This window comes from Pseudomonas pseudonitroreducens (assembly GCF_021603645.1).
Lineage (GTDB): Bacteria > Pseudomonadota > Gammaproteobacteria > Pseudomonadales > Pseudomonadaceae > Pseudomonas > Pseudomonas pseudonitroreducens.
Genome location: NZ_BQHJ01000002.1, coordinates 732463 through 757362, shown reverse-complemented (window position 1 = coordinate 757362; position 24900 = coordinate 732463). Strand labels below are relative to the sequence as shown.

General features: G+C 65.6%; 28 protein-coding genes and 1 pseudogene. 16 read left to right on the top strand and 13 right to left on the bottom strand.

Annotation, left to right across the window (positions count from 1 at the left end; translation table 11 throughout):
* Positions 1-109 precede the first annotated feature (109 nt).
* From L6D89_RS07520 to L6D89_RS07505, 4 genes are all read left to right on the top strand, one after another.
* On the top strand, positions 110-1030 hold the full coding sequence (locus L6D89_RS07520; protein WP_236199248.1) for a LysR substrate-binding domain-containing protein: 921 nt from the start codon (positions 110-112) through the stop codon (positions 1028-1030).
* Positions 1031-1078: 48 nt separating this feature from the next.
* Entirely contained in the window at positions 1079-1987 is a 909-nt protein-coding gene (locus L6D89_RS07515) for an AraC family transcriptional regulator (RefSeq protein ID WP_236199290.1), read from the top strand.
* 184 nt (positions 1988-2171) lie between these two features.
* Entirely contained in the window at positions 2172-3224 is a 1053-nt protein-coding gene (locus L6D89_RS07510; protein WP_373874930.1) for an HAD family hydrolase, read from the top strand.
* Between the two features lie 743 nt (positions 3225-3967).
* The gene (locus tag L6D89_RS07505; protein WP_236199247.1) at positions 3968-4444 is read left to right on the top strand and encodes a BRO-N domain-containing protein; all 477 of its coding nucleotides are present in this window, start codon (positions 3968-3970) and stop codon (positions 4442-4444) included.
* Between the two features lie 387 nt (positions 4445-4831).
* On the opposite strand, the gene L6D89_RS07500 is transcribed toward L6D89_RS07505, so the two are convergent.
* Together L6D89_RS07500 and L6D89_RS07495 are read right to left on the bottom strand one after the other, a co-directional pair.
* Positions 4832-5635, bottom strand: a complete 804-nt coding sequence (locus tag L6D89_RS07500; protein ID WP_236199246.1) for a TlpA disulfide reductase family protein — start codon at positions 5633-5635, stop codon at positions 4832-4834.
* Between the two features lie 82 nt (positions 5636-5717).
* Positions 5718-7166, bottom strand: coding sequence for an aminotransferase-like domain-containing protein (locus tag L6D89_RS07495; protein ID WP_236199245.1), 1449 nt, complete (start codon positions 7164-7166; stop codon positions 5718-5720).
* Positions 7167-7349: 183 nt separating this feature from the next.
* Between L6D89_RS07495 and L6D89_RS07490 the strand changes: the two genes are divergently transcribed.
* Both L6D89_RS07490 and L6D89_RS07485 read left to right on the top strand, forming a co-directional pair.
* Positions 7350-7580, top strand: a complete 231-nt coding sequence (locus tag L6D89_RS07490; protein ID WP_236174285.1) for a DUF1127 domain-containing protein — start codon at positions 7350-7352, stop codon at positions 7578-7580.
* A 28-nt stretch (positions 7581-7608) separates the two neighbouring features.
* Positions 7609-8097 carry a RidA family protein gene (locus L6D89_RS07485; RefSeq protein ID WP_236199244.1) on the top strand — a complete coding sequence of 163 codons (489 nt, stop codon included), beginning with the start codon at positions 7609-7611 and terminating at the stop codon, positions 8095-8097.
* Here the strand turns inward: L6D89_RS07485 and L6D89_RS07480 are convergent.
* Together L6D89_RS07480 and L6D89_RS07475 are read right to left on the bottom strand one after the other, a co-directional pair.
* Entirely contained in the window at positions 8094-9584 is a 1491-nt protein-coding gene (locus L6D89_RS07480; protein WP_236199243.1) for a YifB family Mg chelatase-like AAA ATPase, read from the bottom strand. The two genes, L6D89_RS07485 and L6D89_RS07480, sit on opposite strands and share 4 nt — an antisense overlap.
* A gap of 39 nt (positions 9585-9623) precedes the next feature.
* Positions 9624-9896: an accessory factor UbiK family protein gene (locus L6D89_RS07475; RefSeq protein WP_024762093.1), complete on the bottom strand. Its 273-nt coding sequence runs from the start codon at positions 9894-9896 to the stop codon at positions 9624-9626.
* Between the two features lie 403 nt (positions 9897-10299).
* Here L6D89_RS07475 and glnK point away from each other — a divergent pair, with 403 nt between their 5' ends.
* The 4 genes from glnK (at position 10300) to sutA (ending at position 12957) form a co-directional block, all read left to right on the top strand.
* Positions 10300-10638 (top strand): P-II family nitrogen regulator, encoded by a 339-nt coding sequence (gene glnK / locus L6D89_RS07470; RefSeq protein ID WP_003457590.1) that lies wholly within the window; start codon positions 10300-10302, stop codon positions 10636-10638.
* Positions 10639-10679: 41 nt separating this feature from the next.
* Positions 10680-12014, top strand: a complete 1335-nt coding sequence (locus L6D89_RS07465) for an ammonium transporter (protein WP_236174288.1) — start codon at positions 10680-10682, stop codon at positions 12012-12014.
* Between the two features lie 106 nt (positions 12015-12120).
* The gene (locus L6D89_RS07460) at positions 12121-12546 is read left to right on the top strand and encodes a secondary thiamine-phosphate synthase enzyme YjbQ (RefSeq protein ID WP_236199242.1); all 426 of its coding nucleotides are present in this window, start codon (positions 12121-12123) and stop codon (positions 12544-12546) included.
* Positions 12547-12624: 78 nt separating this feature from the next.
* Positions 12625-12957 carry a transcriptional regulator SutA gene (gene sutA, locus L6D89_RS07455; RefSeq protein ID WP_054910833.1) on the top strand — a complete coding sequence of 111 codons (333 nt, stop codon included), beginning with the start codon at positions 12625-12627 and terminating at the stop codon, positions 12955-12957.
* A gap of 172 nt (positions 12958-13129) precedes the next feature.
* Here sutA and L6D89_RS07450 read toward each other — a convergent pair whose 3' ends face one another.
* The 6 genes and pseudogenes from L6D89_RS07450 to lptM all read right to left on the bottom strand — a co-directional run bounded on the left by L6D89_RS07450 (position 13130) and on the right by lptM (position 16829).
* Positions 13130-13822: an HAD family hydrolase gene (locus L6D89_RS07450; RefSeq protein WP_236199241.1), complete on the bottom strand. Its 693-nt coding sequence runs from the start codon at positions 13820-13822 to the stop codon at positions 13130-13132.
* The gene (gene xerC, locus L6D89_RS07445) at positions 13819-14724 is read right to left on the bottom strand and encodes a tyrosine recombinase XerC (protein ID WP_236174291.1); all 906 of its coding nucleotides are present in this window, start codon (positions 14722-14724) and stop codon (positions 13819-13821) included. Before xerC ends, L6D89_RS07450 begins: the two co-directional genes overlap by 4 nt.
* 85 nt (positions 14725-14809) lie before the next feature.
* The gene (locus tag L6D89_RS07440) at positions 14810-15511 is read right to left on the bottom strand and encodes a DUF484 family protein (protein WP_236199240.1); all 702 of its coding nucleotides are present in this window, start codon (positions 15509-15511) and stop codon (positions 14810-14812) included.
* 11 nt (positions 15512-15522) lie between these two features.
* Entirely contained in the window at positions 15523-16353 is an 831-nt protein-coding gene (gene dapF, locus L6D89_RS07435) for a diaminopimelate epimerase (RefSeq protein ID WP_236174293.1), read from the bottom strand.
* A 13-nt stretch (positions 16354-16366) separates the two neighbouring features.
* Positions 16367-16591: pseudogene (locus tag L6D89_RS07430) on the bottom strand (diaminopimelate decarboxylase); the annotation flags it as partial.
* A gap of 97 nt (positions 16592-16688) precedes the next feature.
* The gene (gene lptM / locus L6D89_RS07425) at positions 16689-16829 is read right to left on the bottom strand and encodes an LPS translocon maturation chaperone LptM (protein ID WP_017520757.1); all 141 of its coding nucleotides are present in this window, start codon (positions 16827-16829) and stop codon (positions 16689-16691) included.
* 153 nt (positions 16830-16982) lie between these two features.
* Between lptM and L6D89_RS07420 the strand changes: the two genes are divergently transcribed.
* The 4 genes from L6D89_RS07420 (at position 16983) to rnk (ending at position 19148) form a co-directional block, all read left to right on the top strand.
* Complete coding sequence (locus tag L6D89_RS07420) at positions 16983-18044, top strand: AraC family transcriptional regulator (RefSeq protein WP_236174294.1); 1062 nt, start codon at positions 16983-16985, stop codon at positions 18042-18044.
* Positions 18041-18376 carry an iron donor protein CyaY gene (cyaY, locus tag L6D89_RS07415; protein ID WP_024762102.1) on the top strand — a complete coding sequence of 112 codons (336 nt, stop codon included), beginning with the start codon at positions 18041-18043 and terminating at the stop codon, positions 18374-18376. Before L6D89_RS07420 ends, cyaY begins: the two co-directional genes overlap by 4 nt.
* Positions 18354-18560, top strand: a complete 207-nt coding sequence (locus L6D89_RS07410) for a DUF1289 domain-containing protein (protein ID WP_236174295.1) — start codon at positions 18354-18356, stop codon at positions 18558-18560. The genes cyaY and L6D89_RS07410 overlap by 23 nt, the downstream gene beginning before the upstream one ends.
* Positions 18561-18743: 183 nt before the next feature.
* A complete protein-coding gene (gene rnk / locus L6D89_RS07405; protein WP_236174296.1) occupies positions 18744-19148 on the top strand; it encodes a nucleoside diphosphate kinase regulator in 405 nt (134 codons plus the stop codon).
* Between the two features lie 39 nt (positions 19149-19187).
* Here rnk and L6D89_RS07400 read toward each other — a convergent pair whose 3' ends face one another.
* The 3 genes from L6D89_RS07400 to L6D89_RS07390 all read right to left on the bottom strand — a co-directional run bounded on the left by L6D89_RS07400 (position 19188) and on the right by L6D89_RS07390 (position 22726).
* A complete protein-coding gene (locus tag L6D89_RS07400; RefSeq protein WP_236199239.1) occupies positions 19188-22037 on the bottom strand; it encodes a class I adenylate cyclase in 2850 nt (949 codons plus the stop codon).
* A gap of 92 nt (positions 22038-22129) precedes the next feature.
* Positions 22130-22363 carry a TIGR02647 family protein gene (locus L6D89_RS07395; RefSeq protein ID WP_236174298.1) on the bottom strand — a complete coding sequence of 78 codons (234 nt, stop codon included), beginning with the start codon at positions 22361-22363 and terminating at the stop codon, positions 22130-22132.
* Positions 22364-22444: 81 nt separating this feature from the next.
* Entirely contained in the window at positions 22445-22726 is a 282-nt protein-coding gene (locus L6D89_RS07390; protein ID WP_236199238.1) for a hypothetical protein, read from the bottom strand.
* 90 nt (positions 22727-22816) lie between these two features.
* Between L6D89_RS07390 and L6D89_RS07385 the strand changes: the two genes are divergently transcribed.
* Positions 22817-23782: a magnesium transporter CorA family protein gene (locus L6D89_RS07385; protein WP_236199237.1), complete on the top strand. Its 966-nt coding sequence runs from the start codon at positions 22817-22819 to the stop codon at positions 23780-23782.
* 133 nt (positions 23783-23915) lie between these two features.
* Positions 23916-24899 (top strand): polyphosphate kinase 2, encoded by a 984-nt coding sequence (gene ppk2, locus L6D89_RS07380; protein WP_236199236.1) that lies wholly within the window; start codon positions 23916-23918, stop codon positions 24897-24899.
* Position 24900: the final 1 nt, after the last annotated feature.

Below are 24900 nucleotides of genomic sequence, written 5' to 3'. Positions count from 1 at the left end.
ATGGTTGGATAGTTCCCCATTCTCCGGCGCTCGTGGCGGCGGGCACAAAAGGAAAAATGCGATGCCATCCATGAGTCATACTCATGTCTGAGCGATTTTGGAGCCCGCCATGAACCGCCAGTTGCCGCCTCTCTATGCCCTGCGCGCCTTCGAGGCAGCGGCTCGGCATGCCTCCTTCACCCGCGCCGCCGAGGAGCTGGCGATCACCCAGAGCGCGGTGAGCCGGCACATCAAGACGCTGGAAGAGCACTTCGCCTGCCGCTTGTTCCAGCGTCGCGGTCGCCAGCTGGAGCTGACCGAAACCGCGCGGATGCTGCTACCCGGCCTGCGTGATGGCTTCGACGCGCTGGAACGCGCCTGCGCCAGCTTGCGCGCGGAGGAAGGCGTGCTGCGGCTGAAGGCGCCCTCGACCCTGACCATGCGCTGGCTGCTGGCGCGGCTGAGCAAGTTCCGCATGCAGCACAGCGATATCGAAGTGCAACTGACCAGTGCCTGGATGGATGTGGATCGCGTGGATTTTGTCCACGAACCTTTCGATTGCGCGGTGCTGCTCAGCGCTGGGCACTTCCCGCCGGACTGGGAGGCGACGTTGCTGTTCCCTGAGTGGCTGATTCCCGTTGGCGCGCCCGCGCTGTTGGCCGATGGCCCCTGGGATGCCGAGCGGCTGGCCGGCGCCGAACTGCTGCACCCCACGCCCGACCGCCGTGACTGGCGGCGCTGGCTGCAACGCATGGGGCTGGGGGAGCAGGTGTCGCTCAAGGGCGGGCAGGTGTTCGACACGCTGGAGCTGGGTATCGTCGCCGCCACCCGCGGCTACGGGGTTTCCATCGGTGATCTGGTGATGGTTGCCGAAGATGCCGAGCAGGGCCGCCTGGCCTTGCCCTGGGCCAGCGCAGTGGCCAGCGGTGAGAGTTACTACCTGGTCTGGCCCCGCGCACGCCGGCACCAGGAGCGGCTGCGCCGGTTGCGCGACTTCCTTCAGGCGGAGATGCAATCGATGCGGATTCCAGCGGTGGAATACCTCGACTGAGGCGTCGCTATGGATAATCTGTCAGCCACTGCCTTCACCTGGAAAACCATGAACTCCATCGATCGCCTTATCCAACTCGCCGGCCTGCGCGGCAGCCTCGACCTGCGCTGCCGCTTCCTCGGCGACTGGGCGCTGGACCACGAACCCCTGCCGGATGGCACAGCGCAGTACCACGTGGTGCTGTCCGGCAGTTGTCAGGCAGAAATGCCTGACGGACAGGTTCTGGATCTGAAGGCTGGCGAAGTTCTGCTCCTGCCCGCAGGCGCTGCCCACCTGTTGCGCAGCAAGGGCAATCGCGTCGCCGCGCAGGAGCCGGACGTCCGCCAGGAGGGCCTGTTGCCCGTTCATCGCCTGGGGGCGGGTGAAGACGAGCTGGATATGCTCTGCGGCAGCTTCCACTACCAGCGAGGCTCGTTGCTGATCGGTGCGTTGCCGGCCTTCCTCAAGGTGTCCTGCCAGGACAACGGCCTCGGCGACGCCGTCGCGGCGCTGGTGGGATTACTGCGGGCAGAAGCGGATGGCAACCAGGCCGGTGCGCGCTTCCTTGTTGATGCACTGTCGTCGGCGCTGTTCACCCTGATCCTGCGCGTCCACCTGCAAACCCACGCGCCAGGCAGCGGGACCCTGGCACTGCTCGGCGACAAGCGCCTGGGCCGCGCCTGGCAGGCAATGCTCGACGATCCCGCGCATGAATGGACCATCGAAGCGCTCGCCGAGCGTGCGAGCATGTCGCGCGCAACCTTTACCCGGCAATTCACCCAACTGGCCGGGCAATCGCCCTGGGCGCTGCTGACACAGGTCCGCATGGAGCTCGCCTACCGCCTGCTGAGCAGCTCGCAATTGAGCCTCACCGACATTGCCGCCCAGGTCGGCTACCAGTCCCAGGCCTCCTTCACCAAGAAATTCAAGGAAACCTACGGCGACGCCCCCGGACGCCTGCGCCGCAGCGTGAACTAGACCAGTCGTCGCCGACAGCAAAGCCACGTGGCGCGTATGGACATGTCCTGCCGCCTTCGCGACGGTTCGCGTCGCTGCCGTCGCAGAGCTGAAACAGCGCTTTGCTAGGGTCATTGCTGGACTAGTCCAGTGAAGGCCCGTTTCAGGCCTTCCCCATTCCAACAACACCACTCGGGGGAGTTTCATGAAGCCCATGCGCACCTTGCTCGCCGGCCTGATCCTGGCCGGCCTCGCCAGCACCTCTTTCGCCGCCACCGAGCTGAAACACTGGCCGGCGCCGGCGGCCAAGCAGCTCGACGCCCTGATCGCCGCCAACGCCAACAAGGGTGCCTTTGCGGTCTTCGACATGGACAACACCAGCTACCGCTACGACCTCGAGGAATCGCTGCTGCCCTTCCTCGAAATGAAAGGCGTGCTGACCCGCGAGAAGCTCGAGCCCTCGCTCAAGCTCATTCCCTTCAAGGACGTCAACGGCCACAAGGAAAGCCTCAACAGCTACTACTACCGCCTCTGCGAAGTCGACGACCTGGTCTGTTATCCCTGGGTCGCCCAGGTGTTCTCCGGCTTCACCCTCAAGGAGCTCAAGGGCTACGTCGACGAACTGATGGCGTACGGCAAGCCGGTGCCCAGCACCTACTACGAAGGCGACGTGGTCAAGACCATCGAGATCAACCCGCCCAAGGTCTTCACCGGCCAGCAGGAGCTGTACAACAAGCTGATGGAGAACGGCATCGAGGTCTACGTGATGACCGCCGCCCACGAGGAGCTGGTGCGCATGGTCGCCAGCGATCCCAGGTACGGCTACAACGTGAAGCCGGAGAACGTCATCGGTGTCACCACGTTGCTCAAGGACCGCCAGAGTGGCGCGCTGACCACCGCGCGCAAGCAGATCAGCGAGGGCAAGTACGATCCCAAGGCCAACGAGAGCCTGGAAATCACCCCCTACCTCTGGACCCCGGCGACCTGGATGGCCGGCAAGCAGGCGGCGATCCTCACCTACATCGACCAGTGGAAGAAGCCCATCCTGGTCGGCGGCGACACCCCCAGCAGCGACGGCTACATGCTGTTCAACGGTACCGCCGAGAACGGCGTGCACCTGTGGATCAACCGCAAGGCCAAGTACATGGACCAGCTCAACGGCATGATCAAGAAGAACGCCGAAGCCCAGGCCAAGCTCGGCCAGCCGGTCACCGCCGACAAGAACTGGGTGATCGTCACCCCGGATGAGATCCAGTAAGCGCGTTGCGCCTGGGTAGGAGCGGACTCTGTCCGCGATCGATTTCCGACCGCTCGGTGCTGGCCGGTGGCACATCGCGGACGGAGTCCGCTCCTACGTCGCTTTCCGGTGCTTGCACCACGGCCGCTCTGGTAGGGCGCATAACGCGCCAGCTTTATCCGCCGTCGAATGGCTGGCGGATAACCCGTTCCGGGTTATGCGCCCTACGTCGTTGCCCAGCTCCTGTGCGGTCGGGCACCTCTGTTCGCGAGCAAGCTCGCTCCTACAAAAAGAGCAGTGGATCGGTGCAGACCTGTAGGAGCGAGCTTGCTCGCGAACCGCTTGCTGCCCTTCCTTCAGACGGACGCTGGAGCAGGGTGTTTCCCGGCGAATTTCCCGACAGCCTCGCAGTTCCTGAAAGTCATCGCGTTGGGGCGGTAAAGCTGCTGCGGGACGCTTGGGAAGGCACCTACACTGCCGCGGCGTTGCGGTCCTACAAGCCCACTGCTTAGCGTTTCGCCCTGCCACGGCGTCATCGTGGCCAGGTGTGGAAACCTGTACTTCGTTCGTTGTCGCTATAGCTGGGGGCAATCCGGCACCACTTCGGTGCCGGGTTCGCTTTGCTGTCTATGGCGGGCCGTGCGAGGCGGACTCCGGTCCGGCCGGCGTTCAACGAACGAGCTGGTTTTCCACCCTTGCACGGTCCGCCTCCCTCTTTCGGCAGTTTCGGGCGGCGGCTTCTTGAATGAGCAAGGAGCGACAGCATGAACCTCTCGATTTCCTCGGCCGACGACGGCCTGATTCCCGCGTATTTCGTCCGCCACCACCGGCAGCTGCGTGCTCTGCTGATCGAGCAGCAGGTGTGGTTCGTCGTGCGCGACCTGAGCAAGCTGCTCAACCGGCCTGTCGAGGTGCAACTCATCGCCCGACTGGACCACGACCAGTCGCGCTACGAGCAACTTGCCGGTCATCCCGAGCCGCAACTGCTGGTCAGCGAAAGCGGTCTCTACGCCCTGTTGCTGGTCTACTGCTACCACCCGGAAAACCGCAGCCTGCGCCAATGGCTGAGCAACGAGGTGGTGCCCGCCCTGCGCGATACGCCGAACCACGACACCCGCCTGCCGCGTCGCCGCATGCAGCAGCTACTGGGCGAAGCGCTGCCGGTCATGGACTGGCAGGGCAATCTCTGGGTGCGCTGGCGCGACGCGGTCGGCCTGCTGGAGAACCACCTCCGCACCTGAACCGCTTCCGTAGGGCGCATAGCGCGCCAGCGTTATCCGCCCTACGTTACTGTGTAGGAGCGGACTCTGTCCGCGATCGATTTCCGACAGCTCGGTGCTGGCCGGTGGCACATCGCGGACGGAGTCCGCTCCTACGTCGTTTTCCGGTGCTTGCACCATGGCCGCTCTGGTAGGGCGCATAACGCGCCAGCGTTATCCGCCGTCAACCAGCCGGCGGATAACCTGTTCCAGGTTATGCGCCCTACGTTGCTGCGTGCCGAGTCCGGACGTGCTTTCGTAGGATGGCGTGGAGCGCAGCAATACCCATCGATGCTGTGCACCAGCCGCGTGAGTATCGCTGTGGGTTCCGGCATGGCTCTCGCGGCGTTCATGCAGGTCGCCGAGGTGTCAGTCCTTGAGCTGGCCCAGCCCGTACTCCAGGCTCGCGGCGGAGAGCTCGCCCATCTGGCTGTGCTTCAGGCGTCCCTGGGCGTCGTAGAACAGCGTGGTGGGCATGCCGTAGGAACCGGTGGCCTGGCCGAGGCGGTTGCCGCTGTCGAGCAGCACCGCCGCCTCGCTCAGGCCCTGGTCACGGAGGAAGCGCTGCACGGCTTCGGCGTTCTCGCCCTGGTTGACCAGCAGGAAGCGCACATCGCTGCGCTCTTTCTGCGCGGCTTCCAGCACCGGCATCTCGCGTCGGCACGGCGGGCACCAGGTGGCCCAGAGGTTGACCACCATGGGGCGACCATCCAGCGCGCGCAGGTCCACGGCGGCACCGCGCAGGTCCATCACCGTGAGCTGGGGAATCTGCTGGCTGCGGTCCAGCGCCGCAGTCACGGCCTTGCCACCACCCCACAGGCACACACCGACCACGGCCGCGATGGCCAGCGGGCGGCGCAGTTCGGCCCGTCGCCAGGCCAGCACCGCGCCGACCAGTGCGGCGGCGATCACCCCCGGCAGCGCGAGAAAACCGCCATCGCGGATGTCCACGATGCTCGCCGGCGTCGCCGCGTACTGCTCGAAGTAGCGGGCAACGAAGGCCAGGCGCGCCACCAGCAGGCCGCCGACAAGCATGGCGAACAGCGCGCCTTCGGGATTGGCGCCGCGCTTGCGTCCGGCCAGCCAGCCGGCCAGCAGCGCGCCGAAGAAGCCGAGGTAGAGCAGCACGTGGGGCAGGGGAAGGGCCAGCGGGCCGAGGGTGAGACTGGTCAAGACGAGTGCCTGGCAAAAGGAAACCAAGGTACAGCAGGGCGCTACCGCGCGGCAGCGCCGGGCTGTGGATAAATATTTCGCCTCAGGCCGGCAGCGGCTCCGCCTGCTGTTCGCGCAGTTCGGCGGCGAGTCGTGTGGCGCAGGCGCCGACCTTGCGCACGGCCTCTTCGATCAACGGCAGGTCGCGGTTGGAGTAGTTCATGCGGATGCAGTTGCGGTACTTGCCCGAGGCGGAAAAGATGTTGCCCGCCGCCACCTGCACGTTGTCGCGGCGCAGCTCCTGGTTCAGCCGCACGCTGTCGAACTGCGGGTCGAACTCGACCCAGAGCATGAAGCCGCCGCGCGGCCGCGTGACCCGCGCACCTTCGGGGAAGTAGCGGCCGACCCATTCGGTCATCAGGTCACGGTGGCGCTGGTACTGCGCGCGCATGCGGCGGATATGCGGCTCGTAGTGGCCGCCGCCGATGAACTCGGCCAGGGCCATCTGCGGCTGCGGCGCACAGGTGCCGCTGGCGATGTACTTGAAGTGGAGGATGCGGTCCAGGTAGCGCCCCGGCACCACCCAGCCGGTGCGCAGGCCGGGCGCCACGGTCTTGGAGAAGGAACTAGCGAGCAGCACGCGGTCGTCGCTGTCGAAGGACTTGATGCTGCGCGGCCGCGGGAAAGCGTAGGCCAGCTCGCCGTAGACGTCGTCCTCGAGGATCGGCACATCGTAGCGCGCCGCCAGCGTCAGCAGGGCGCGCTTGCGCGCGTCGGGCATGATGTAGCCGAGCGGGTTGTTGCAGTTGGGCGTGAGCAGGATCAGCTTCACCGGCCACTGTTCCATCGCCAGCTCCAGCGCTTCCAGGCTGATGCCGTTGCTGGGGTCGGTGGGGATTTCCAGCGCCTTCAGCCCATACGCCTTGAGCGCCTGCATGGCGCCATGGAAGCTCGGCGAATCGATGGCGATGATGTCCCCCGGCTCGCAGATGGCGCGCAGGGTGATGGCCAGCGCCTCCTGGCAGCCGGTGGTGATGACGATTTCGCTGGGCGGCACCTGGCAGCCGGAATCCAGCATCAGCCGGGCAATCTGCTCGCGCAGCGGCAGCGAGCCCTGGATGCCTTCGTAGCCGAGGCTCTGCAGGTCGGTGCGGCGCGCAGCATGCACCATCGCCCGCTGCAGCGGTTTGAGCGACGGGCTGGCGATGTCCGGCGTACCCCGCCCGAGCTGGACGAAATCGCCGCCCGGTGCGCGGCGCACCTGTTCCAGTACCTGGTCCCACTGCGACACATCCACCGGGCGCTGCGCCGGGCGGGTCATGGCCGGCATTGGCGGCAGCTCCCGGCGTTCGGGGACGAAATAGCCCGACTTGGGCCTGGGCTCCACCAGCCCGGAGTCCTCCAGTACGCGGTAGGCCTGCTGCACGGTGCTGATGCTGACGCCATGCTCTTCGCTCAGTGCGCGCACCGAGGGCAGGCGGTCGCCAGGCCGGTACAGGCCCTGCTCGATGCGCTCGCCAATGGTCGTGGCCAGCTGTGCATAGCGTTTCATGACAGATCTCCCGTGCCGGAACGATTCGGCTTGGTGCAGTACAGATAGGAAAAAAATACGCCATTCAGAAGGATTTCGCCGCCCTCTGTATGGAAAAAACTTCCACACGTTGAATCTGTAATGATTTTCGCCGATTCGCCACTCTAGTCCACGTCCGAAGAACCCGACTGGAGGAGCGACGACATGAGCGGCCTGAGCGATGTGCGGCTGACCCTTTACCAACAGGAACTCCTGGAAATCCCCGGCACCCGTGTGGCGCCGCGTGAGCAGGGCGAAAGCCGTTGGCAGCAGTTCTGGCGGCGCGTGCGCACTCGCAAGCAACTGCTGGAGCTCTCCGACGAACAGTTGCGCGACATTGGCATCAGCCGCGAGCAGGCGAAGCTGGAGGCGATGCGGCCTTTCTGGCGCTGCTGATCAGCAATTGACCTATCAGGGAGTGCTTATGAGCGAGACACGCGCAGCTGCGTTCGACCGAATCGCCGCCGAACTCGGCTACGACTTCAGCGGCGAGATCAAGATTGGCGGTAACTACGTGCCTTTCCTCATTGAAGGAAACCAGGTGCACCTCAGTGGGCAGATTCCACGGGTAGGCGACGAAGTCGTCGTCACAGGCCGGGTAGGTACCCAGGTTTCGCTGGCCGACGCCCAACTGGCCGCCAGGGTCTGCGTGATGCGGGCGCTGGCATTGCTGCGGCAGGCGCTGGGTGATCTGGATAACGTCCGCAAGGTGCTGCAGCTCAATGTGTTCGTTCAATCCGCCGAACACTTCACCCAGCAGAGCGAGGTGGCCGATGGCGCATCGGCGGTGCTGTATGAAGTGCTGGGCGCGGCTGGCGTGCATACGCGCACTTCGGTGGGTGTCTATCAGCTTCCGAAGAATGCGACGGTCGAGTTGAGTCTCCTCGCTGTGGCTGAGGATCTGGCTCGTTAGTGCCCTGCGCGGTATTGCAGCGCTTCGGCCAGGTGCGGGCGGGCAATGCTGTCGGCCTGCTGCAGGTCGGCGAGGGTGCGGGCGACCTTGAGAATCCGGTGCAGGGCGCGCAGCGACAGGTTCAGGCGCTCGCCGGCCTTCTCCAGCCAGGCCTGGTCTTCCGGGCTCAGTGCACAATGTTGGTGCATCTTCTTCAGGGTGAGAAAGGCGTTGGCGCAACCCTGGCGAGCGAGCTGGCGCTGGCGCGCGGCGGCGACCTGGGCGGCCAGCTCGGCGCTGCTGGTACTCGGCCCGCTGGGTGCGAGGCTGGTACTCTCGCGACTGACGGTCAGGTGCAGGTCGATACGGTCCAGCAACGGGCCGGAGAGCTTGGCCCGGTAGCGCTGGACCTGTTCCGGCGAGCAGCGGCAACGGCCGCTGGGATCGCCGAGATAGCCGCAGGGGCAGGGGTTCATCGCCGCGACCAACTGGAAGCGCGCCGGGAAGCGCACGCGGCCGTTGGCGCGGGCAATGACGATTTCGCCGCCTTCGAGGGGCTCGCGCAGCACCTCCAGCACCTTGCGATCGAATTCCGGCAGCTCATCGAGGAACAGCACGCCTTCGTGCGCCAGGGTGATTTCCCCGGGTTGCGGGCGACTGCCGCCACCGACCAGTGCCGGCGCGGAAGCGGTGTGGTGAGGTTGCCGGAAAGGCCGCTGCGGCCAATGGGTGAGCGGTCCACGACCGGCGACGGAGTGGATCGCCGCAACCTGCAGCGCCTCGTCCTCGTCCAGTGGTGGCAGCAGGCCGGGCAAGCGGCTGGCGAGCAGTGTCTTGCCGGTGCCGGGCGGCCCGCTGAACAGCAGGTTGTGCGCCCCTGCAGCGGCGACCAGTAGCGCGCGCTTGGCCGCGGCCTGGCCCTGGACTTCCGAAAGGTCGGGGTAGGGCGGCGTTACCCGCAGCAAACCGTTCGCCTGGTAAGGGCGCAGGCGCTCCTGGCCACTGAAGTGCGCGGCCAGTTCGAGCAGGTGGCTGACGGCATAGACGGTGAGGCCACTGGCGAGGCTGGCTTCCTCGGCGTTCTCCTTCGGCACCACCAGCGCATGGCCGGCGGCGCGGGCGGCCAGGGCGGCAGGCAACACGCCAGGCACCGGCCGCAGCGTACCGGAGAGCGCCAGTTCGCCCAGGCATTCCAGCTCGTCCAGCCCGCCAGCGTCGGCCAGTTGACCACTGGCCGCGAGGATGCCGAGGGCAATGGCCAGGTCGAAGCGCCCGCCATCCTTCGGCAGGTCGGCCGGGGCGAGATTCAGCGTGATTCTTCTGTTCGGAAAGTCGAAGCCGGCGTTGAGCAGGGCGCTGCGGACGCGGTCCTTGCTCTCCTTGACGGCGCCTTCGGGCAGGCCGACGAGGGTCAGCGAAGGCAGGCCATTGGCGAGGTGCGCCTCGACGGTGACGCCGGGCGCTTCCACGCCGACCTGGGCGCGGCTATGGACGATGGCGAGGGACATGGATCACTCCTGGATCGCATGCCGCCCGCCAGGAGGGAATTACTCGGCGGGTTCGGCGGCGGGCGGCGAGAGCTTGGCTTCCATTTCCGCGACCTTGGCTTCCAGCGCCTCGAGGCGCGCGCGGGTACGGGCGAGGACGACCATCTGGCTGTCGAATTCGTCGCGGCTGACCAGGTCGAGCTTGCTGAAGGCGCTTTGCATCAGAACCTTGAACTGGGCTTCCAGCTCGGCCTTCGGCAGGGGCGATTCGCCACCGAACAGGCGTCCGGCTTGTTGGCTGATGGCATCGAGGAAGGCTTTGGGCGGCAGCATGGTTCATGGGTTCCGGATTGAATCAGAGCGCAGTCTATCACGCAGCCGGCGCCGGCTGCGGCGTGCGGGGTTGCACGCTTTTTGAGCAGTGTGCCCGTTCGGCGTGCGCGCTTTCGGTGCGCCAGAGCGGCGCTGGCGTTTCGCCAGAAACCCCGGTTTCCGGCCAAGTGCCTGATGCCATGGGCATTTTCACGAACTGGCAAGCTTCATGCTTTGGAGCATACATGGCGTGCACCGATGCAGTTCCGGTGCGGCAGGCGAGGCGGTGGATCGCTTCGATCAAGGCAGTCGGAGTGCTGAGGTAGGGCGGCCGGCGCATTACAAAAGCCAGACACTGCGCTTAGACTTGTCTCCGGGTTCGTTCTTCCTGGGGCGGGTCCACCAAAACACGGGAGAGAGTTACATGAAGCTAGTCACAGCCATCATCAAGCCGTTCAAGCTGGACGACGTTCGTGAGTCGCTGTCCGAGATCGGCGTGCAGGGCATCACTGTGACCGAAGTCAAAGGCTTCGGCCGGCAGAAGGGCCACACCGAGCTGTACCGTGGCGCGGAATACGTTGTCGATTTCCTGCCGAAGGTGAAGATCGACGTCGCCATCGCCGATGACCAGCTGGATCGTGTTATCGAAGCCATCACCAAGGCCGCCAACACCGGGAAGATCGGTGACGGCAAGATCTTTGTCGTAAATCTGGAACAGGCGATTCGTATCCGTACCGGCGAAACCGGCACCGACGCGATCTAAGCCAAGCCCACACCGAACCCCACGCCCCAGGAGAAACAACAATGACTCTGCGCAAATACGCAGGGCTAGGCGCCCTATTGCCCCTCGCAATGCCCGGTCTGGCCTTGGCTGACGAGGCTGCGGCCCCCGTCCTGAACAGCGGTGACACCGCCTGGATGCTGATTTCCAGTGCCCTGGTACTGCTGATGACCATTCCCGGCCTGGCCCTGTTCTACGGCGGCATGGTGCGCGCCAAGAACGTCCTGTCGATCATGATGCAGTGCTTCGCGATCACCGCGCTGATCAGCATTCTCTGGGTCGTCTACGGCTACAGCCTGGCCTTCGATACCGTTGGCATGGAGAAGGGCGTGGTCAACTTCGCCTCCTTCGTCGGCGGCTTCGACAAGGCCTTCCTCAGCGGCCTGACCAGTACCGGCCTGACCTCCGCCGCGGCGCTGTTCCCGGAAAGCATCTTCGTGATGTTCCAGATGACCTTCGCGATCATCACCCCGGCCCTGATCGTCGGCGCCTTCGCCGAGCGCATGAAGTTCTCCGCCATGCTGATCTTCACCGCGCTGTGGTTCACCCTGGTCTACGCACCGATCGCCCACATGGTCTGGAGCGGCGACGGCGGCCTGCTGTGGGACTGGGGCGTGCTGGACTTCGCCGGCGGCACCGTGGTGCACATCAACGCCGGTATCGCCGGCCTGGTAGCGTGCATCGTGCTGGGCAAGCGCAAGGGCTACCCGACCGCTGCCATGGCGCCGCACAACCTGGGCTACACCCTGATCGGCGCGGCTCTGCTGTGGGTGGGCTGGTTCGGCTTCAACGCCGGTTCCGCCGCCGCCGCCAACGGCACTGCCGGCATGGCCATGCTGGTGACCCAGATCGCCACCGCTGCCGCTGCACTGGGCTGGATGTTCGCCGAGTGGATCACCCACGGTAAGCCGAGCGCCCTGGGCATCGCTTCGGGTGTGGTTGCCGGACTGGTGGCTGTCACCCCGGCCGCCGGTACCTGCGGCCCGATGGGCGCCATCGTGATCGGCCTGGCTGCCGGCGTGATCTGCTTCTTCGCCGCCACCAGCCTCAAGCGTGCGGTGGGCTACGACGACTCCCTGGACGCCTTCGGCGTGCATGCGGTCGGCGGTATCGTCGGCGCCCTGCTCACTGGCGTGTTCGCAGCGCCGGCCCTGGGCGGCTTCGGCACCGTGACCGACATCGGCGCGCAGCTGTTCACCCAGTTCAAGGGCGTGGCCTTCACCATCGTCTACACCGGTATCGTCAGCTTCGTGATCCTCAAGGTTCTGGACCTGGTCATGGGCCTGCGCGTTACCGAGGAAGAGGAAACCGTGGGTCTGGACCTCTCCCTGCACAACGAACGCGGCTACAACCTGTAAGGGTTCGCGCAAGTTCGACGAAGGGCGCCCTCGGGCGCCCTTTGCTTTTTCGATCAGCACGCTAGAATGCGCGCGCATCACCGTTAGCGACGGAGAAGTGCCCGCCATGTGGCAGCAGAAGTCCATCACCCTGCGCCCTCGCCCGCGAGGATTCCACCTGGTCACCGACGAGATTCTGGCTGCCCTGCCGGAGCTCTCGCAGTGCCGGGTAGGCCTGCTGCACTTGCTGCTGCAGCACACCTCTGCCTCGCTGACGCTGAATGAAAATGCCGACCCCTCGGTGCGCCGCGACTTCGAGCGATTCTTCAATCGCCTGGTGCCACAGGGCGAGAGCGGCTATGAACATGACTACGAAGGTCCGGATGACCTTCCGGCGCATTTCAAGTCGAGCCTGCTGGGCTGTCAGCTGACGCTGCCGATACAGCAGGGAGGCTTGGCAATGGGCACCTGGCAGGGTATCCATCTGGGCGAGCACCGTGATCACGGCGGCCCGCGCAGGATAGTGGCGACCTGGCAGGGCGAGCTTGTATGAATTTTTTCCGGCGGCGTTCGTCAAAGCGCGCAGCTGGGCTATAACTAACGTGCTTTGCAGCACCACAGAGGTTGAACAATGAGCGACGAAGAACTGGAACAGGACGAGCTGGACGGCGCTGACGAGGATGATGGCGAGGAGCTCGCCGCAGCCGACGACGGCGACGCCGAAGCAGACAGCAGCGATGGGGATGAAGCCCCTTCTTCCAAGGGCGGTGGCAAGAAAGCCAAGGCCGCTGCGGAAGAAGAGGAACTGCCCTCGGTCGAAGCCAAGCAGAAGGATCGTGATGCACTGGCTCGCGCGATGGAGGAATTCCTCACTCGTGGTGGCAAGGTGCAGGAGATCGAGCCGAACGTTGTGGCCGACCCGCCCAAGAAGCCGGATAGCAAATACGGCAGCCGCCCTATCTGATATCTGACGCGACGTGAAAAGCCCCGTCGTTCCGTGAGGAGCGGCGGGGCTTTTTCATGTCCGATTATTGCGGCGTGCCGTGCTGTAGGAGCGAGCTTGCTCGCGAATCGCCTGGATCCAGCGGTAGCCGGGAGCCCTGGTTCGCGAGCAAGCTCGCTCCTACGAATAGCCGTCAGAGCTTCGCCAGAATCGTTGGCAGTTCGGAAAGGTTGTGGATGATCGCGCTGGGCGCTTCTTCGCCGTCCCATTCCTTGCGCGCCGGATTGAACCAGATCGCCTTCATGCCCGCGCGGCGCGCGCCGGCGATGTCATCGCTGGGGTGGTCGCCAATGTGCACGGCGTTTTCTGCCGCTACGCCGCCGCGCTTGAGCGCTTCCTGGAAGGGATGTGGATCGGGCTTGCCGACGCCGAGTTCTTCCGCGCACAAGGCGAACTGGAAGTAATCGGCCAGGCCCAGGCGGCGCACGTCGGCATTGCCGTTGGTGAGTACGCCGAGGATGAAGCGATTGGCCAGTTGCTCCAGGGTCGGATGTACCTCGGGGAACAGTGCTACCTGGTGCCGCGCGTGGAGGAAGGTCTGGAAGCCGGCTTCCGCCAGATCGCTGGCTTCGGCCTGTGGATAACCCGCGTCGAGCAGCGCGTGGAACAGGATGCGCCGGCGCAGCTCGCTGAGCCGGTGCCTGAGCATCGGGTCCTGCTCCATCAGTCGCGAGCGGATCGCCCACAGGTGCTCGATGGGCACTGGGCCCAGTTGCGCGGCATTGACCGCCAGCCAGTCGCGCAGGGTGGCTTCGGCGCTGTTCATCACCGGGGCGACGTCCCACAGCGTGTCATCGAGGTCGAAGGTGACCAGACGGATACTCATTCTTCTGCTCCGGGTTTACGGCGTGCCCGTGGGTGTGCCTGGTCGTAGACCGTGGCGAGGTGTTGGAAATCCAGGTGGGTGTAGATCTGCGTGGTGGCGATGTCGGCGTGGCCGAGCAGCTCCTGCACCGCGCGAAGGTCCTGGGAGGATTCGAGCATATGGCTGGCAAAGGAGTGCCGCAGCATGTGCGGATGCAGGTGCTGGCCCAGCTCGCGCACGCCAGCTTCGCGCACGCGCAACTGGATGGCGCGGGGTGTCAGGCGCTTGCCGCTGCGGCCGATGAACACGGCGTTGTCCTGCGGCGAAACCGTTGCACGCAGTGGCAGCCAGGCCTCGATGGCCTGCCGCGCGGCGCGGCCGACCGGCAGTTCACGGACCTTGTTGCCCTTGCCGTGCACGCGCACCAGGCCGTCCTTGAGGTCCAGCCACTCGAGGTCGAGGCCGACCAGCTCGGACAAGCGCAGGCCCGAGGAATAGAACAGTTCCAGCAGCGCCTGGTCGCGGCGGGCGATGAAGTCATCCTCGACGCCGCCGTCGAGCAGTTGTGCGGTGCGGTCGGTATCCAGCGTGCGCGGTAGCTTGCGCGCGCCTTTGGGCGCGGCGAGGCCGTCGGCGGGATCGTGCCGGCAGCGGCCTTCGCGGATCAGGTACTGGTACAGCCCGCGGGTGGCCGAGAGCAGGCGTGCCAGGCTGCGGCTGGCGAGGCCCTGTTGGTGCAGTCGGGCGACGAACAGGCGCAGGTCGCGTACTTGCAGCGCCGACCATTCGTGGATCGAGGACTTCTCGCACAGCGCAGCGAGGCGCGCCAGGTCGCGACGGTAGCCGTCGAGCGTGTGCACGGAGACCTGGCGCTCACTGCGCAGGTGTTCCAGATAGGCTTCGATGTCGGCTTCAAGTGTCAACGCAAGGCTCCAGGCTGCAGGTCGCAGGCTTCAGGAAAAAGCACTCGGCCGCCTGCCGCTTGAAGCCTGCAGCTTGCCGCTGCTCTCAGCGTACCGAGCGCAGTGGCGTGGCGAAGCGCGGCAGGGTGCGCGCGAGGACTTCGGCGACGTAGCCGAGGAACAGGGTGCCCAGCGAGCTCTTGTAGTGCTGCGGATCGGGGCTGCCGATTGCCAGTACGCCGTGCAGTCCCTGGAAGGTCAGCGGCACCACGGCGGCGGAGCCGACCTGCTCGCGTTCGCTGTCGCAGAACAGGAAGGCCAGCTCGTGGGGGCGCAGCACACCGCAGACGGTCTTGCCGCCGGACAGCAGGCCGCCGATAGCCTGGTGCGCTTCGGCACTGCTCACCGAGCGACCCACTGGCAGGTTATTGTCGCTGAACAGGATCAGGCTGACGTAGGGCACGAGGAATTCGTGGCGCAGGCTGTCTTCCACCGTGCTGACAATTTCCTCCAGGCTGGTGGCGTCGAGCAGGTCGAGTACCAGGCGGCGGGTCTTGTCGAACAGGCGGTCGTTGTCACGGGCCACGTCCATCAGCTGCGACAGCCGATGGCGCATCTCGATGTTGCGTTCGCGCAGCAGGCGCACCTGGCGCTCCACCAGCGACACGGCATCGCCCGGCTGGTGCGGAATGCGCATCTCCGGGATCAGCTCGTCATGATCGACGAAGAATTCAGGATGCCGGCGAAGATAGTCGGCGACCTGTTCGGCTTCGAGCGTAACGGTGGGGTCCTGCGGAGTATCGGTCATAAGCGTCCCGGTTATAGACGTACCTGGCCTTCGAACACCCGCACCGCGGGCCCGGTCATCATAACGGGCTCACCCGGTCCTGCCCACTCGATGGACAACCGTCCGCCGGGAAGCTCGATCTGTACCGGCGATTGCAGCCAGCCCTGGCGAATGCCGGCGACTGCCGCAGCGCAGGCGCCGGTGCCGCAGGCCAGCGTCTCGCCGGCGCCGCGTTCCCAGACGCGCAGGCGGGCATGGTGCGGATTGACGATCTGCAGGAAGCCGATGTTGGCCTTCTGCGGGAAGCTTTCGTGGACTTCGAGTTTCGGTCCCAGGGTGCGCACCGGTGCGCTGTCCACGTCGTCCACGCGCAGCACGCCGTGCGGGTTGCCCATGGAGATCGCCGCCAGCTCGTAACGCTGGCCGTCCACTTCGACGCCATAGCTCAGCGCCTCGGCGTCGGCCTTGAACGGCACCTGTTCGGGCGCCAGGCGCGGTGGGCCCATGTCGACGGTGACCTGGCCATCGTTGGCGATGGTCAGCTCGATCATGCCGCCCTTGGTTTCCACGCGGATGGTCTTTTTCGCGGTCAGGCGCTTGTCGACCACGAAGCGAGCGAAGCAGCGTGCGCCGTTGCCGCACTGTTCGACCTCGGTGCCGTCGCAATTGAAGATGCGGTAGCGGAAGTCCGCCTCCGGTGTGCTCGGCGGCTCGACGATCAGCAACTGATCGAAACCGACCCCGAAGTTGCGGTCGCCCCACTGTTTCACGTGGCGTGGCTGCACATGGGCGTGCTGGCTGACCAGGTCCAGGACCATGAAGTCATTGCCCAGCCCATGCATCTTGGTAAAGCGCAGAAGCATCGTCGTCTCGGCCTCAGTCCGGCTGCAGGCTGTTGCCGGCGAACAGCTCATGTCGTGTCGCGCGGCGACGTAACGCCTGCGCGGCTGAGCCATCCACCAGCACCTTGGCGGCGCGGCACCGGGTGTTGTAGTTGGAATTCATGACGAAACCATAGGCGCCGGTCGAATGGACGGCCAGCAGGCCGCCTTCTTCCAGGCCAGGGCTGCGGGGCCGGGCGAGCAGATCGCCCATGGCGCAGGTCGACGAGCCGATACCTGCGGCGATCGTCGAAAACGGCACGGCCCCCGCGAACAGCTGCCCGTCGCGGACGTCGAAGGCGTCCATGGGAACGCCCTCAGAGACCGTAGCGGTCCTTGCTGTGTTCGTTCTTGGCCTTCTCGTCGTCCGGCAGATACAGCGGGCCTTTCTGGCCACAGCCGGCGATGGCGGCGGTCAGCAGGGCGATCGCGACGAAGGGAAGCAGCAGTCGCTTCATGGCGGAATCCTTGTAATAAAGCGTCAATGGGTCCGGAGTATACCGGCCCCCCGTCGGCTTGCCTATTCAAGCGGGCTCCCGCCCGGCGGGGCTTGCGGCTCGCGCGGGAAGGGCAACTGGCCCTATGATGGCCGGCAAAAAACGGAAAGCCCCATGGACTATCGCGATCCCCTGCCCAGTTCGGTGTCGGTGGCCTACCTGCAGGGTCTCGTGGAGCATCTGCAGCGCCACGGCGTAGACCCGGCGCGCCTGCTGGGGACGGTGCAGCTGGAACCTTCGATCCTTGCCCAGCGCGACCAGCGCATCGCCGCCAGCGCCTACCTGGAGCTGGTGGGCGCCGGCGTGCGCCTGAGCGGCGACGACAACCTCGGCCTGCACCTGGGCGAGGCGGTGCGGCCCGGCTACTACGGCGTGCTCGGCTACCTGATCATGAGCTGCGCGACCCTCTCCGATGCGCTGCACCGCCAGGCGCGCTATGCCGCGCTGGTGGGCAACCTGGGGCGCGTGGAGCTGGCCGACGAGCCGCCGCGCGAAGGTTGCGAGCCACTGGTGAAGCACTGCTGGGAGCCGTTGCTGCCGCAACAGCAGCGGCAGATGAGCGAAGAGACGCTGGCCGGTTGGGTCAGCTTCGGTCACTGGGTCAGTGGTGTGGACGAGGCGCCGTTCGAAGTGCGCTTCAGCCACGGCGCGCCGGCGGACACCGGCGAGCACGAGCGCATCTTCCGCTGCCCGGTGCTGTTCGATCAGCCGGACAATGCCCTGGTCTTTCCCAAACGCCTGCTGGCGCTGCCGCTCGGCCAGGCGGACGCCCAGGTGCAGCGCACCCTGGATGCCTACGCCGAGCGCCTGCTGGTGGAAATCAACAAGGGCGACAGCGTGCTTGACCGTGCGCGCCTGGAGCTGGCGCGCCAGTTGCCGGAGCAGGGCGCGGACCTGGAGCGCCTATCGCAGACGCTGGCGCTGAGCCCGCGTACCCTGCAGCGCCGGCTGCGCGATACCGGCCTGTCGTTCAGCCAGTTGGTGGACGAAACCCGCCAGCAACTGGTGCTGCACTATCTGCGCGACCCGGCGCTGGACACCGCCGACATCGCCTACCTGCTGGGCTTCAGCGAGGCGGGCTCGCTCGCCCGCGCATTCCGGCGCTGGACGGGGCAGAGTCTGGGCGAATACCGGCGTAAACTGGTGCCTTTGACTGATTCCGAGGACGATGCATGAGCACTTTGAGCGAAGCCCGCTTCCATGACCTGGTGGACGCCGTACAGGTAACGGTGGAGGACGCCTTCGACGACAGCGACCTGGACCTCGACCTGGAAAACTCCAGCGGCGTGCTGACCGTGCGCTTCGAGAACGGTACCCAGCTGATTCTCAGCCGCCAGCCGGCGCTGCGCCAGTTGTGGGTGGCGGCGCGCTCCGGTGGCTTCCACTTCGACTACGACGAATCCGGCTCGCTGTGGATCTGCGACAGCACCCGCGAACCGCTGGGTGCGCTGCTCAATCGCGCCACGCTGGAACAGGCTGGCGAGGATGTCGACTTCCCCGGCATCTGACGCGCAGGCGAGCGTCGCCTCGCCCTGCTGCCGGCGCTGCTGCCTGGACGACGCGGATATCTGCGTTGGCTGCGGTCGTACCCTGGGCGAAATCCTGGAGTGGAACGAGGCCGACAGCGAGCGGCGCCGGGCGATCCTGGCGGACTGCGAAAAGCGCCGAAACAACCACCAGCCGAAGTGGTGACTGGTCGGTGTTGCTTATTTTCTGTGCTGTGTTAGTGTCCGGGAAAACCCCGCCTTGGGCGGGGTTTTTCTTTTTTCGGAATTCATTGCGCGTTCGTTCTCCGAACGTCTTTACTGCCAGAACACCCAGGGCCCCGAACGCGCGAGCGTCCGGGGCTCTCCTGTAAGGAGACTGCCAACCATCATGACCACGACACCGATCACCGTTACTCGACTCGACCTGCAACGTCTGGAGCGCATGCTCGACAGCCTGGATGAGTACGGCCCCGCGGCCGAGGCGCTGGAGGCCGAGCTGGCCCGCGCCACGGTGGTCGGCCACGACGAGATACCGCCGGGCGTGGTCACGATGAACTCCACCGTGCGCTGCCGCGAGGAAAGCAGTGGCAAGGAATACCACCTGACCCTGGTCTACCCGGCCGGTGTCGGCGGTGAAGGCAAGGTCTCGATCCTCGCCCCGGTGGGTACTGCGCTGCTCGGCCTGACCACTGGCCAGAGCATCGACTGGCCGGCGCCCAGCGGCAAGACGCTGAAGCTGACCCTGCTGGAAGTGGAATACCAGCCAGAAGCAGCCGGCGACTTCGATCGCTGAGTCACTGCCTTCGTTTTGCCCGGGTGCCCGGTCCGGCCTTCAGGCCTCGGCCAGCGCCCGGTTCAGCGCCTGCTCCAGGCTCTGCTTATAGCGCAGGAAATGCACCGTCTGCAGTTCCCCGCCCTCGCGCATGGCCGACAGATCGAGGTCGGTGATGTAGCAGGGGTAGCGCTCCTGCCCGCGGCGGCGGTCGAGGATGTGCCGGGCCACGGCCTGGAACAGTTCGCTGCCGAACTCCAGCTCCGAGAACTCACGGTGGTTGCAGAACAGCGTGGTGCGCGCGCGCTGGCCTTCGCCCGGTTCGACGATCGCCTGCACGTTGTAGAACGGCAAGGCTTCCAGCGGCTGCGGCGTATTGCGTCGTTCGATGCGTTGCGCGCGTTGGTGACCGTTGGTCACCACTTCGTAGAAGAGGATGTCTGCACCTACCGGACCCTGGGCCTCCAGTAGCGAGATCACCGCGTTGCGACGGTACTGCACCGACTGCAGGAAGCGTTGCAGCGGCAGCAGCAGGCCTTCCTCGCTGTCGTACTCCTGGCGCCGCCGCCAGAGGGCATTGCGCTCGTCGAGGATGGTGATTTCCGCACTGCCTTCGTCCAGGCGGTAGAACACCTGCACGGTATTGGCCCGGCCCAGCGGCAGGATCATGGCGAGGTCGTCGCCCTCCAGCGCATGCCGGTCCAGTTGCAGGAAGCCACTGTCGTCCTGGGTATCGCCCAGGTGCTCGACCAGCGCCGGCAGCCCTTCGATGACCCGATGGCTGACGTTGCCCGGCACCAGGTGCAGCAGGTGGAAGTGCTGGCGCACCTGCAGCAGGTAGCGCCCACCCTTGCCGCTGGCGAGTTGCGCATGGGCATCGCGGAACAGGTCTTCCACACGCTGGGCGATGGCGGTGGCGCGGTTGCGGCAGAAGCAGCGCACCAGCAGGCCTGGCGGTGGGGCGTCGGCGGGCAGGTTGTTGAGGAATTCGCGCAGGCAGTCGAGCAACGCGTGGGGGCCCGAGTAGCGGCTGACCAGCAGTTCGTTCCAGCTGTTGAGGGTGACCTGGTCGAGGGTCAGCACCAGGTTGTCGCGCACGCCGGAATAGCCCAGCGAGTCGGTGCGCTCGGTGGTCATGTGCACGTTCATCTGGCTGTGCTGGCGCAGCGGGTCGACGCCGACGTTGACCAGCAGCAACACCTGCGAAGGGACGGCGCTGCGCAGCAGGGCGCTTTCCGGCACCTCGTTCAGCGGCAGCGGTACGGCCTGCTGCAGGCAGCCCAGCAGGTTCTGCAGTTCGAATTCGCTGAGGTCGCTGCTGCCCGGTTGCAGGGACAGCCGCGTGGTCGCGTCGATCACGCCGTTGCGGTGGCTCCAGGCGAGCAGTTCCATGAGGTCGCGGGCGCGGCGCAGCGGGGCGAAGTCGGCCATCTCCTGCAACGCCAGGTTGCCGCTGAACAGCGCCCAGTACGGCGGCTTGCCGGCCTCGCCGCCGGGTAGCTGGGCGAGGGTAAGGATGTCCTCGGCCATGTCCGGGGCAATGCCCGGGTTGATGAACTCGACCTTGCCGGCCTTGCGCTCGAAGGCGGCATACAGGCGGCGGCCGAGAATGCCCATGTCCCGTGGGTTGATGCCGCTGGCGGCGTGCTGCAGGCGAGCGAACTGCGAGAGGAAGCGGTAGCTGTGGGTCAGCTCGTTGACCAGTGCGCGGCGCTCCAGTAGCACCTGGCGCACCTTCCACTGGCTGCGGCTGTCGAGTTGGGCGAAGGCGCGGCTGTCCCATTTCCAGGGCGCCGAGACGTGCTCCATCACCTTGCGCTGCCAGCTCTTGTGGCCCTGGCGCGGCGGGCGGCTGAGCTTCTTGCCGACCTTGAGGTAGAGGCAGCGGCGGATCAGTTCCAGGCGCTCGGTTTCACCCCGCTCCTGGAGGTATTCCTCCAGGCGGCGATAGAGCATGACGTAGGGGTCGAGCTCTTCTACGTCCAGGCGCCCGGCGTAGATTGCCTGCTTGTAGCGCAGGCTCAGGCAGGAAACCTGCGGGTGTTCGCTGGCATAGACCTCGGTGAGGAGCAGCTTGAGCACCGACTTGTAGGGGGACTCGATACCCTTGAACAGCTGCCACATGCCGGCGCCGATGAACTCTCCCGGCGGGATGCGCGCCAGGTGGCCGAGATCGAGGACATCCTCGGCGCGGATGAAGCGCTTGCTCAGCAACGTCTGGCAGTACTCGGCATAGCGGTTCTCTTCGTAGACCGGCACCAGCCACCACAGCGGCGTGCGGCCGCCGAGCCAGATGGCGGTGCGGTAGAACTCGTCGAGCAGCAGGTAATGCTGGCTGGTGCCGCAGTCGTCGGAGGTCAGCCGCGCCTCGCGGGCACCCTGGGTATAGTGCTGCGGATCGACCAGGAAGCAGTGCACCTCGGCGCCCTGGGTGGCTGCCCATTGTTCGAGCAGCTCGCACTTGCGGCGCAGTTCGGCGAGTTCCCTTTCGGAGAGGTCCGAGGCGTGGCAGACCCACAGGTCCAGGTCGCTCTGCTCGGCCTGGGCGACGGTGCCCAGGCTGCCCATCAGGAACAGTCCGTGGATCGGCAGCGGCGGGTTGCCGCGACGGGCCTTGTAGCTGAAGGAGCGGGTCAGGCGCTGGGCTTCGGCGAGCAGTTCGTCGTCCGGGACGAAGTTCGACAGCCCGGCGGGTGTGCTGGCCGACACGTAGCCGGGCAGCAGCGGGTGGTTCACGTCCAGCAGCAGCGGCAGCAATTTGAGGACGAGCTGCTGACGAGTGGAAAGCGCTTCACTGGCCCGTTGCAGACGGGCGGCGTTGACCTTCAGGAAGCGCTGGCGCAGCTGCGTCAGCACCTTGCGATCGATACCGTCGTCGATGTCAGGGCGGATTTCGGGTGTGAGCGTCATGGCGTACTGCTGTCTGGCCAGCGGCGCCGCATCAGGGAATGCGGCGCTCGGAAGTGTGCCAGTTTATCGCCCGCTCGCGGGGGAACTTGAGGTCAGCTGCGCAGGATGCCGAGCAGGACCTGGGCGTGCTCGGCGGCGTCGAGACCCAGGCTGGTGAGATAGCCGCCGTCCTGCTGGTCGATCAGGCCCTTGGCGTGAAGCCTGCCGGCGGCCGCCACGGCCTCGGCGGAAGCGTCATGGTGCACTTTCAACCCGGCCTTGCTGTTCTCGAGGTCATACAGCGCCAGCAGGTCCAGTTCCTCAACCATTTCTTTCGTGAAAGCCATTCGCCTAACTCCCGATGGTCAATGAGGCTTCAGTGTAGTCTCAAGTCCGACTGGTTCGGCAAGCGGTGTTATGCCGCTGTCTCATTCGGCAACAGTGCAATCCGGCAGGGTCGGCAGCGCACGCAGCGCCTGTTCGTACCATTCGCCGTTGAACGGGCGGTCCTCGGCCAGCATCGCCTCGATCTCGTGGGCGAGTACCAGGGCCATCAGGTGCAGGGCATCCTCGCGCTCGTAGCCGACCAGGGTCAGCTTGTTGAGCACCGCTCGTGCGGCTGGCGGGCTCTCGCTTTCGATCTGGTTCTCGATAGCCTGGATCAGGGTGTCTTCGGCGAAGGACTCTTCGCTATCGTCTGGTTCGCTCATCACGGGATGCTCCGATGGGCTTGTGAAGCGCCGGGAAGTTGGCCAACCTGCGGGGCAACTTCAGGTGCGTAAAAAGGATTGTCGGGCGACATGATCACCTATTACACCCTCGTCGGCGACCGCCTGGTGCGCCACAACGGCAACGAATGCCATGGCATGCCCAAGGACACGCTGTGGATCGACCTGTTCCAGCCGACGGCGGAAGAAGAACAGTTGCTGGAGTCGATCATCGAGGTGGATGTGCCGACCCGCGAAGAGATGGCCGAGATCGAGGATTCCTCGCGCTTCTACGAGAGCAAGGGGGCGCTGTACATGACCACCACCGTGGTGGGCGGCATCCGCGAGCACAATCCGATCACCTCGGAAGTCACCTGCGTGCTCACCCCGCACTGGCTGGTGACGGTGCGCTACACCGACCTGCTGGCCTTCCGCACCTTCGAGACGCGCACCCAGCGCGGTGGCTGCGAGGGGCGCAGCGACCAGTTGTTCGTGACCCTGATGGACAGCGTGGTGGACCGTATCGCCGACGTGCTGGAAAACGTGCAGAAGCAACTCGATACCCTGGGCAGCAGCATCTTCCGCGAGGGCCAGGCCAGCGAGAAGGCCGACCTGCAGGAAGTGGTCAAGCAACTGGGGCGCAAGAACTCGCTGCTGTCCAAGCTCAACGAGAGCCTGCTGAGCATCAGCCGGCCGCTGGCGTACTTCCGCCAGGGCAGCAACGGCTGGATCAGCGACGAGGTGAAGCTGGGCATGAAGTCGGTGGAGCGCGACGTGCGCTCGCTCAGCGAATACCAGACGAAGATGGCCGGGGAAATCACCTTCCTGCTCGACGCCACCCTGGGCCTGATCAACATCGAGCAGAACAGCATCATCAAGGTGTTCTCCATCGCCGCCGTGCTGTTCCTGCCGCCGACCCTGGTGGGTACGGTGTACGGCATGAACTTCGCGCACATGCCCGAGCTTGCCTGGTTGGCCGGCTACCCGATGGCGCTGGTGGCGATGGTGGTCTCGGCGATCATTCCGTACTACTGGTTCAAGTACAAAGGCTGGCTGTAGGGCAGGGCGGGCTTTCTCCGAATTTCTTCATCGCTATCCCGACAGGGGTATTGATGTCGGTCAAATGGGTGTGTGGCGGGGCTGCGCAGAGTGGAGGTAACCCATAGCCCTGACCGTCTCACAGGAGGAGACCATGCCGCAGCCCGACAGCCAGAAGAACATCCCCGCACAAGTCCCGCACGCCAGTACCGAAGGCGGTGCTGCCATCGAGGCGCAGAGCCAGGGCCCGGTAGCGCTGACCGTGGCCCTGGCCCCGCGCGGCAGCAACGAGGACTCCACTTCCGCTGGCCTGCCCGCCAGCTATCCCTACCGCAAGCGGCTGCAGCGCAGAGAGTACGAGGCGTTGAAGGCCGAGTTGCAGATCGAACTGCTGAAGGTGCAAAGCTGGGTGAAAGAGACTGGCCAGCGCATCGTGCTGTTGTTCGAGGGGCGCGATGCCGCCGGCAAGGGCGGCACCATCAAGCGCTTCACCGAACACCTCAATCCGCGTGGGGCCCGCGTGGTGGCGCTGGAAAAACCCAGCGACGCCGAGCGCGGCCAGTGGTACTTCCAGCGCTACATCCAGCATCTGCCCACGGCGGGCGAAATCGTCTTCTTCGACCGCTCCTGGTACAACCGCGCCGGCGTCGAGCGGGTGATGGGCTTCTGCTCGCCGCGTCAGTACCTGGAGTTCATGCAGCAGACGCCGGAACTGGAGCGCATGCTGGTGCGCAACGGCATCCACCTGTTCAAGTTCTGGTTCTCGGTCAGCCGGGAGGAACAGTTGCGTCGCTTCGTCTCGCGCCGCGACGACCCGCTCAAGCACTGGAAGCTGTCTCCCATCGATATCCAGTCGCTGGACCGCTGGGACGACTACACCCAGGCCAAGGAGGCGATGTTCTTCCATACCGACACCGCCGATGCGCCCTGGGTGGTGGTCAAGTCCGACGACAAGAAGCGCGCTCGGCTCAACTGCCTGCGGCATTTCCTGCACAGCCTGGATTACCCGGACAAGAACCCGAAGATCGCCCGCGCCCCGGACGAGCTACTGGTGGGCCGCGCCGCACTGATGGACCGTGACGAGCTGGAGCGCCCGACCCAGGCCGTGGTGCCGGTGGCGGAGCCCATCCCGGCCTGAG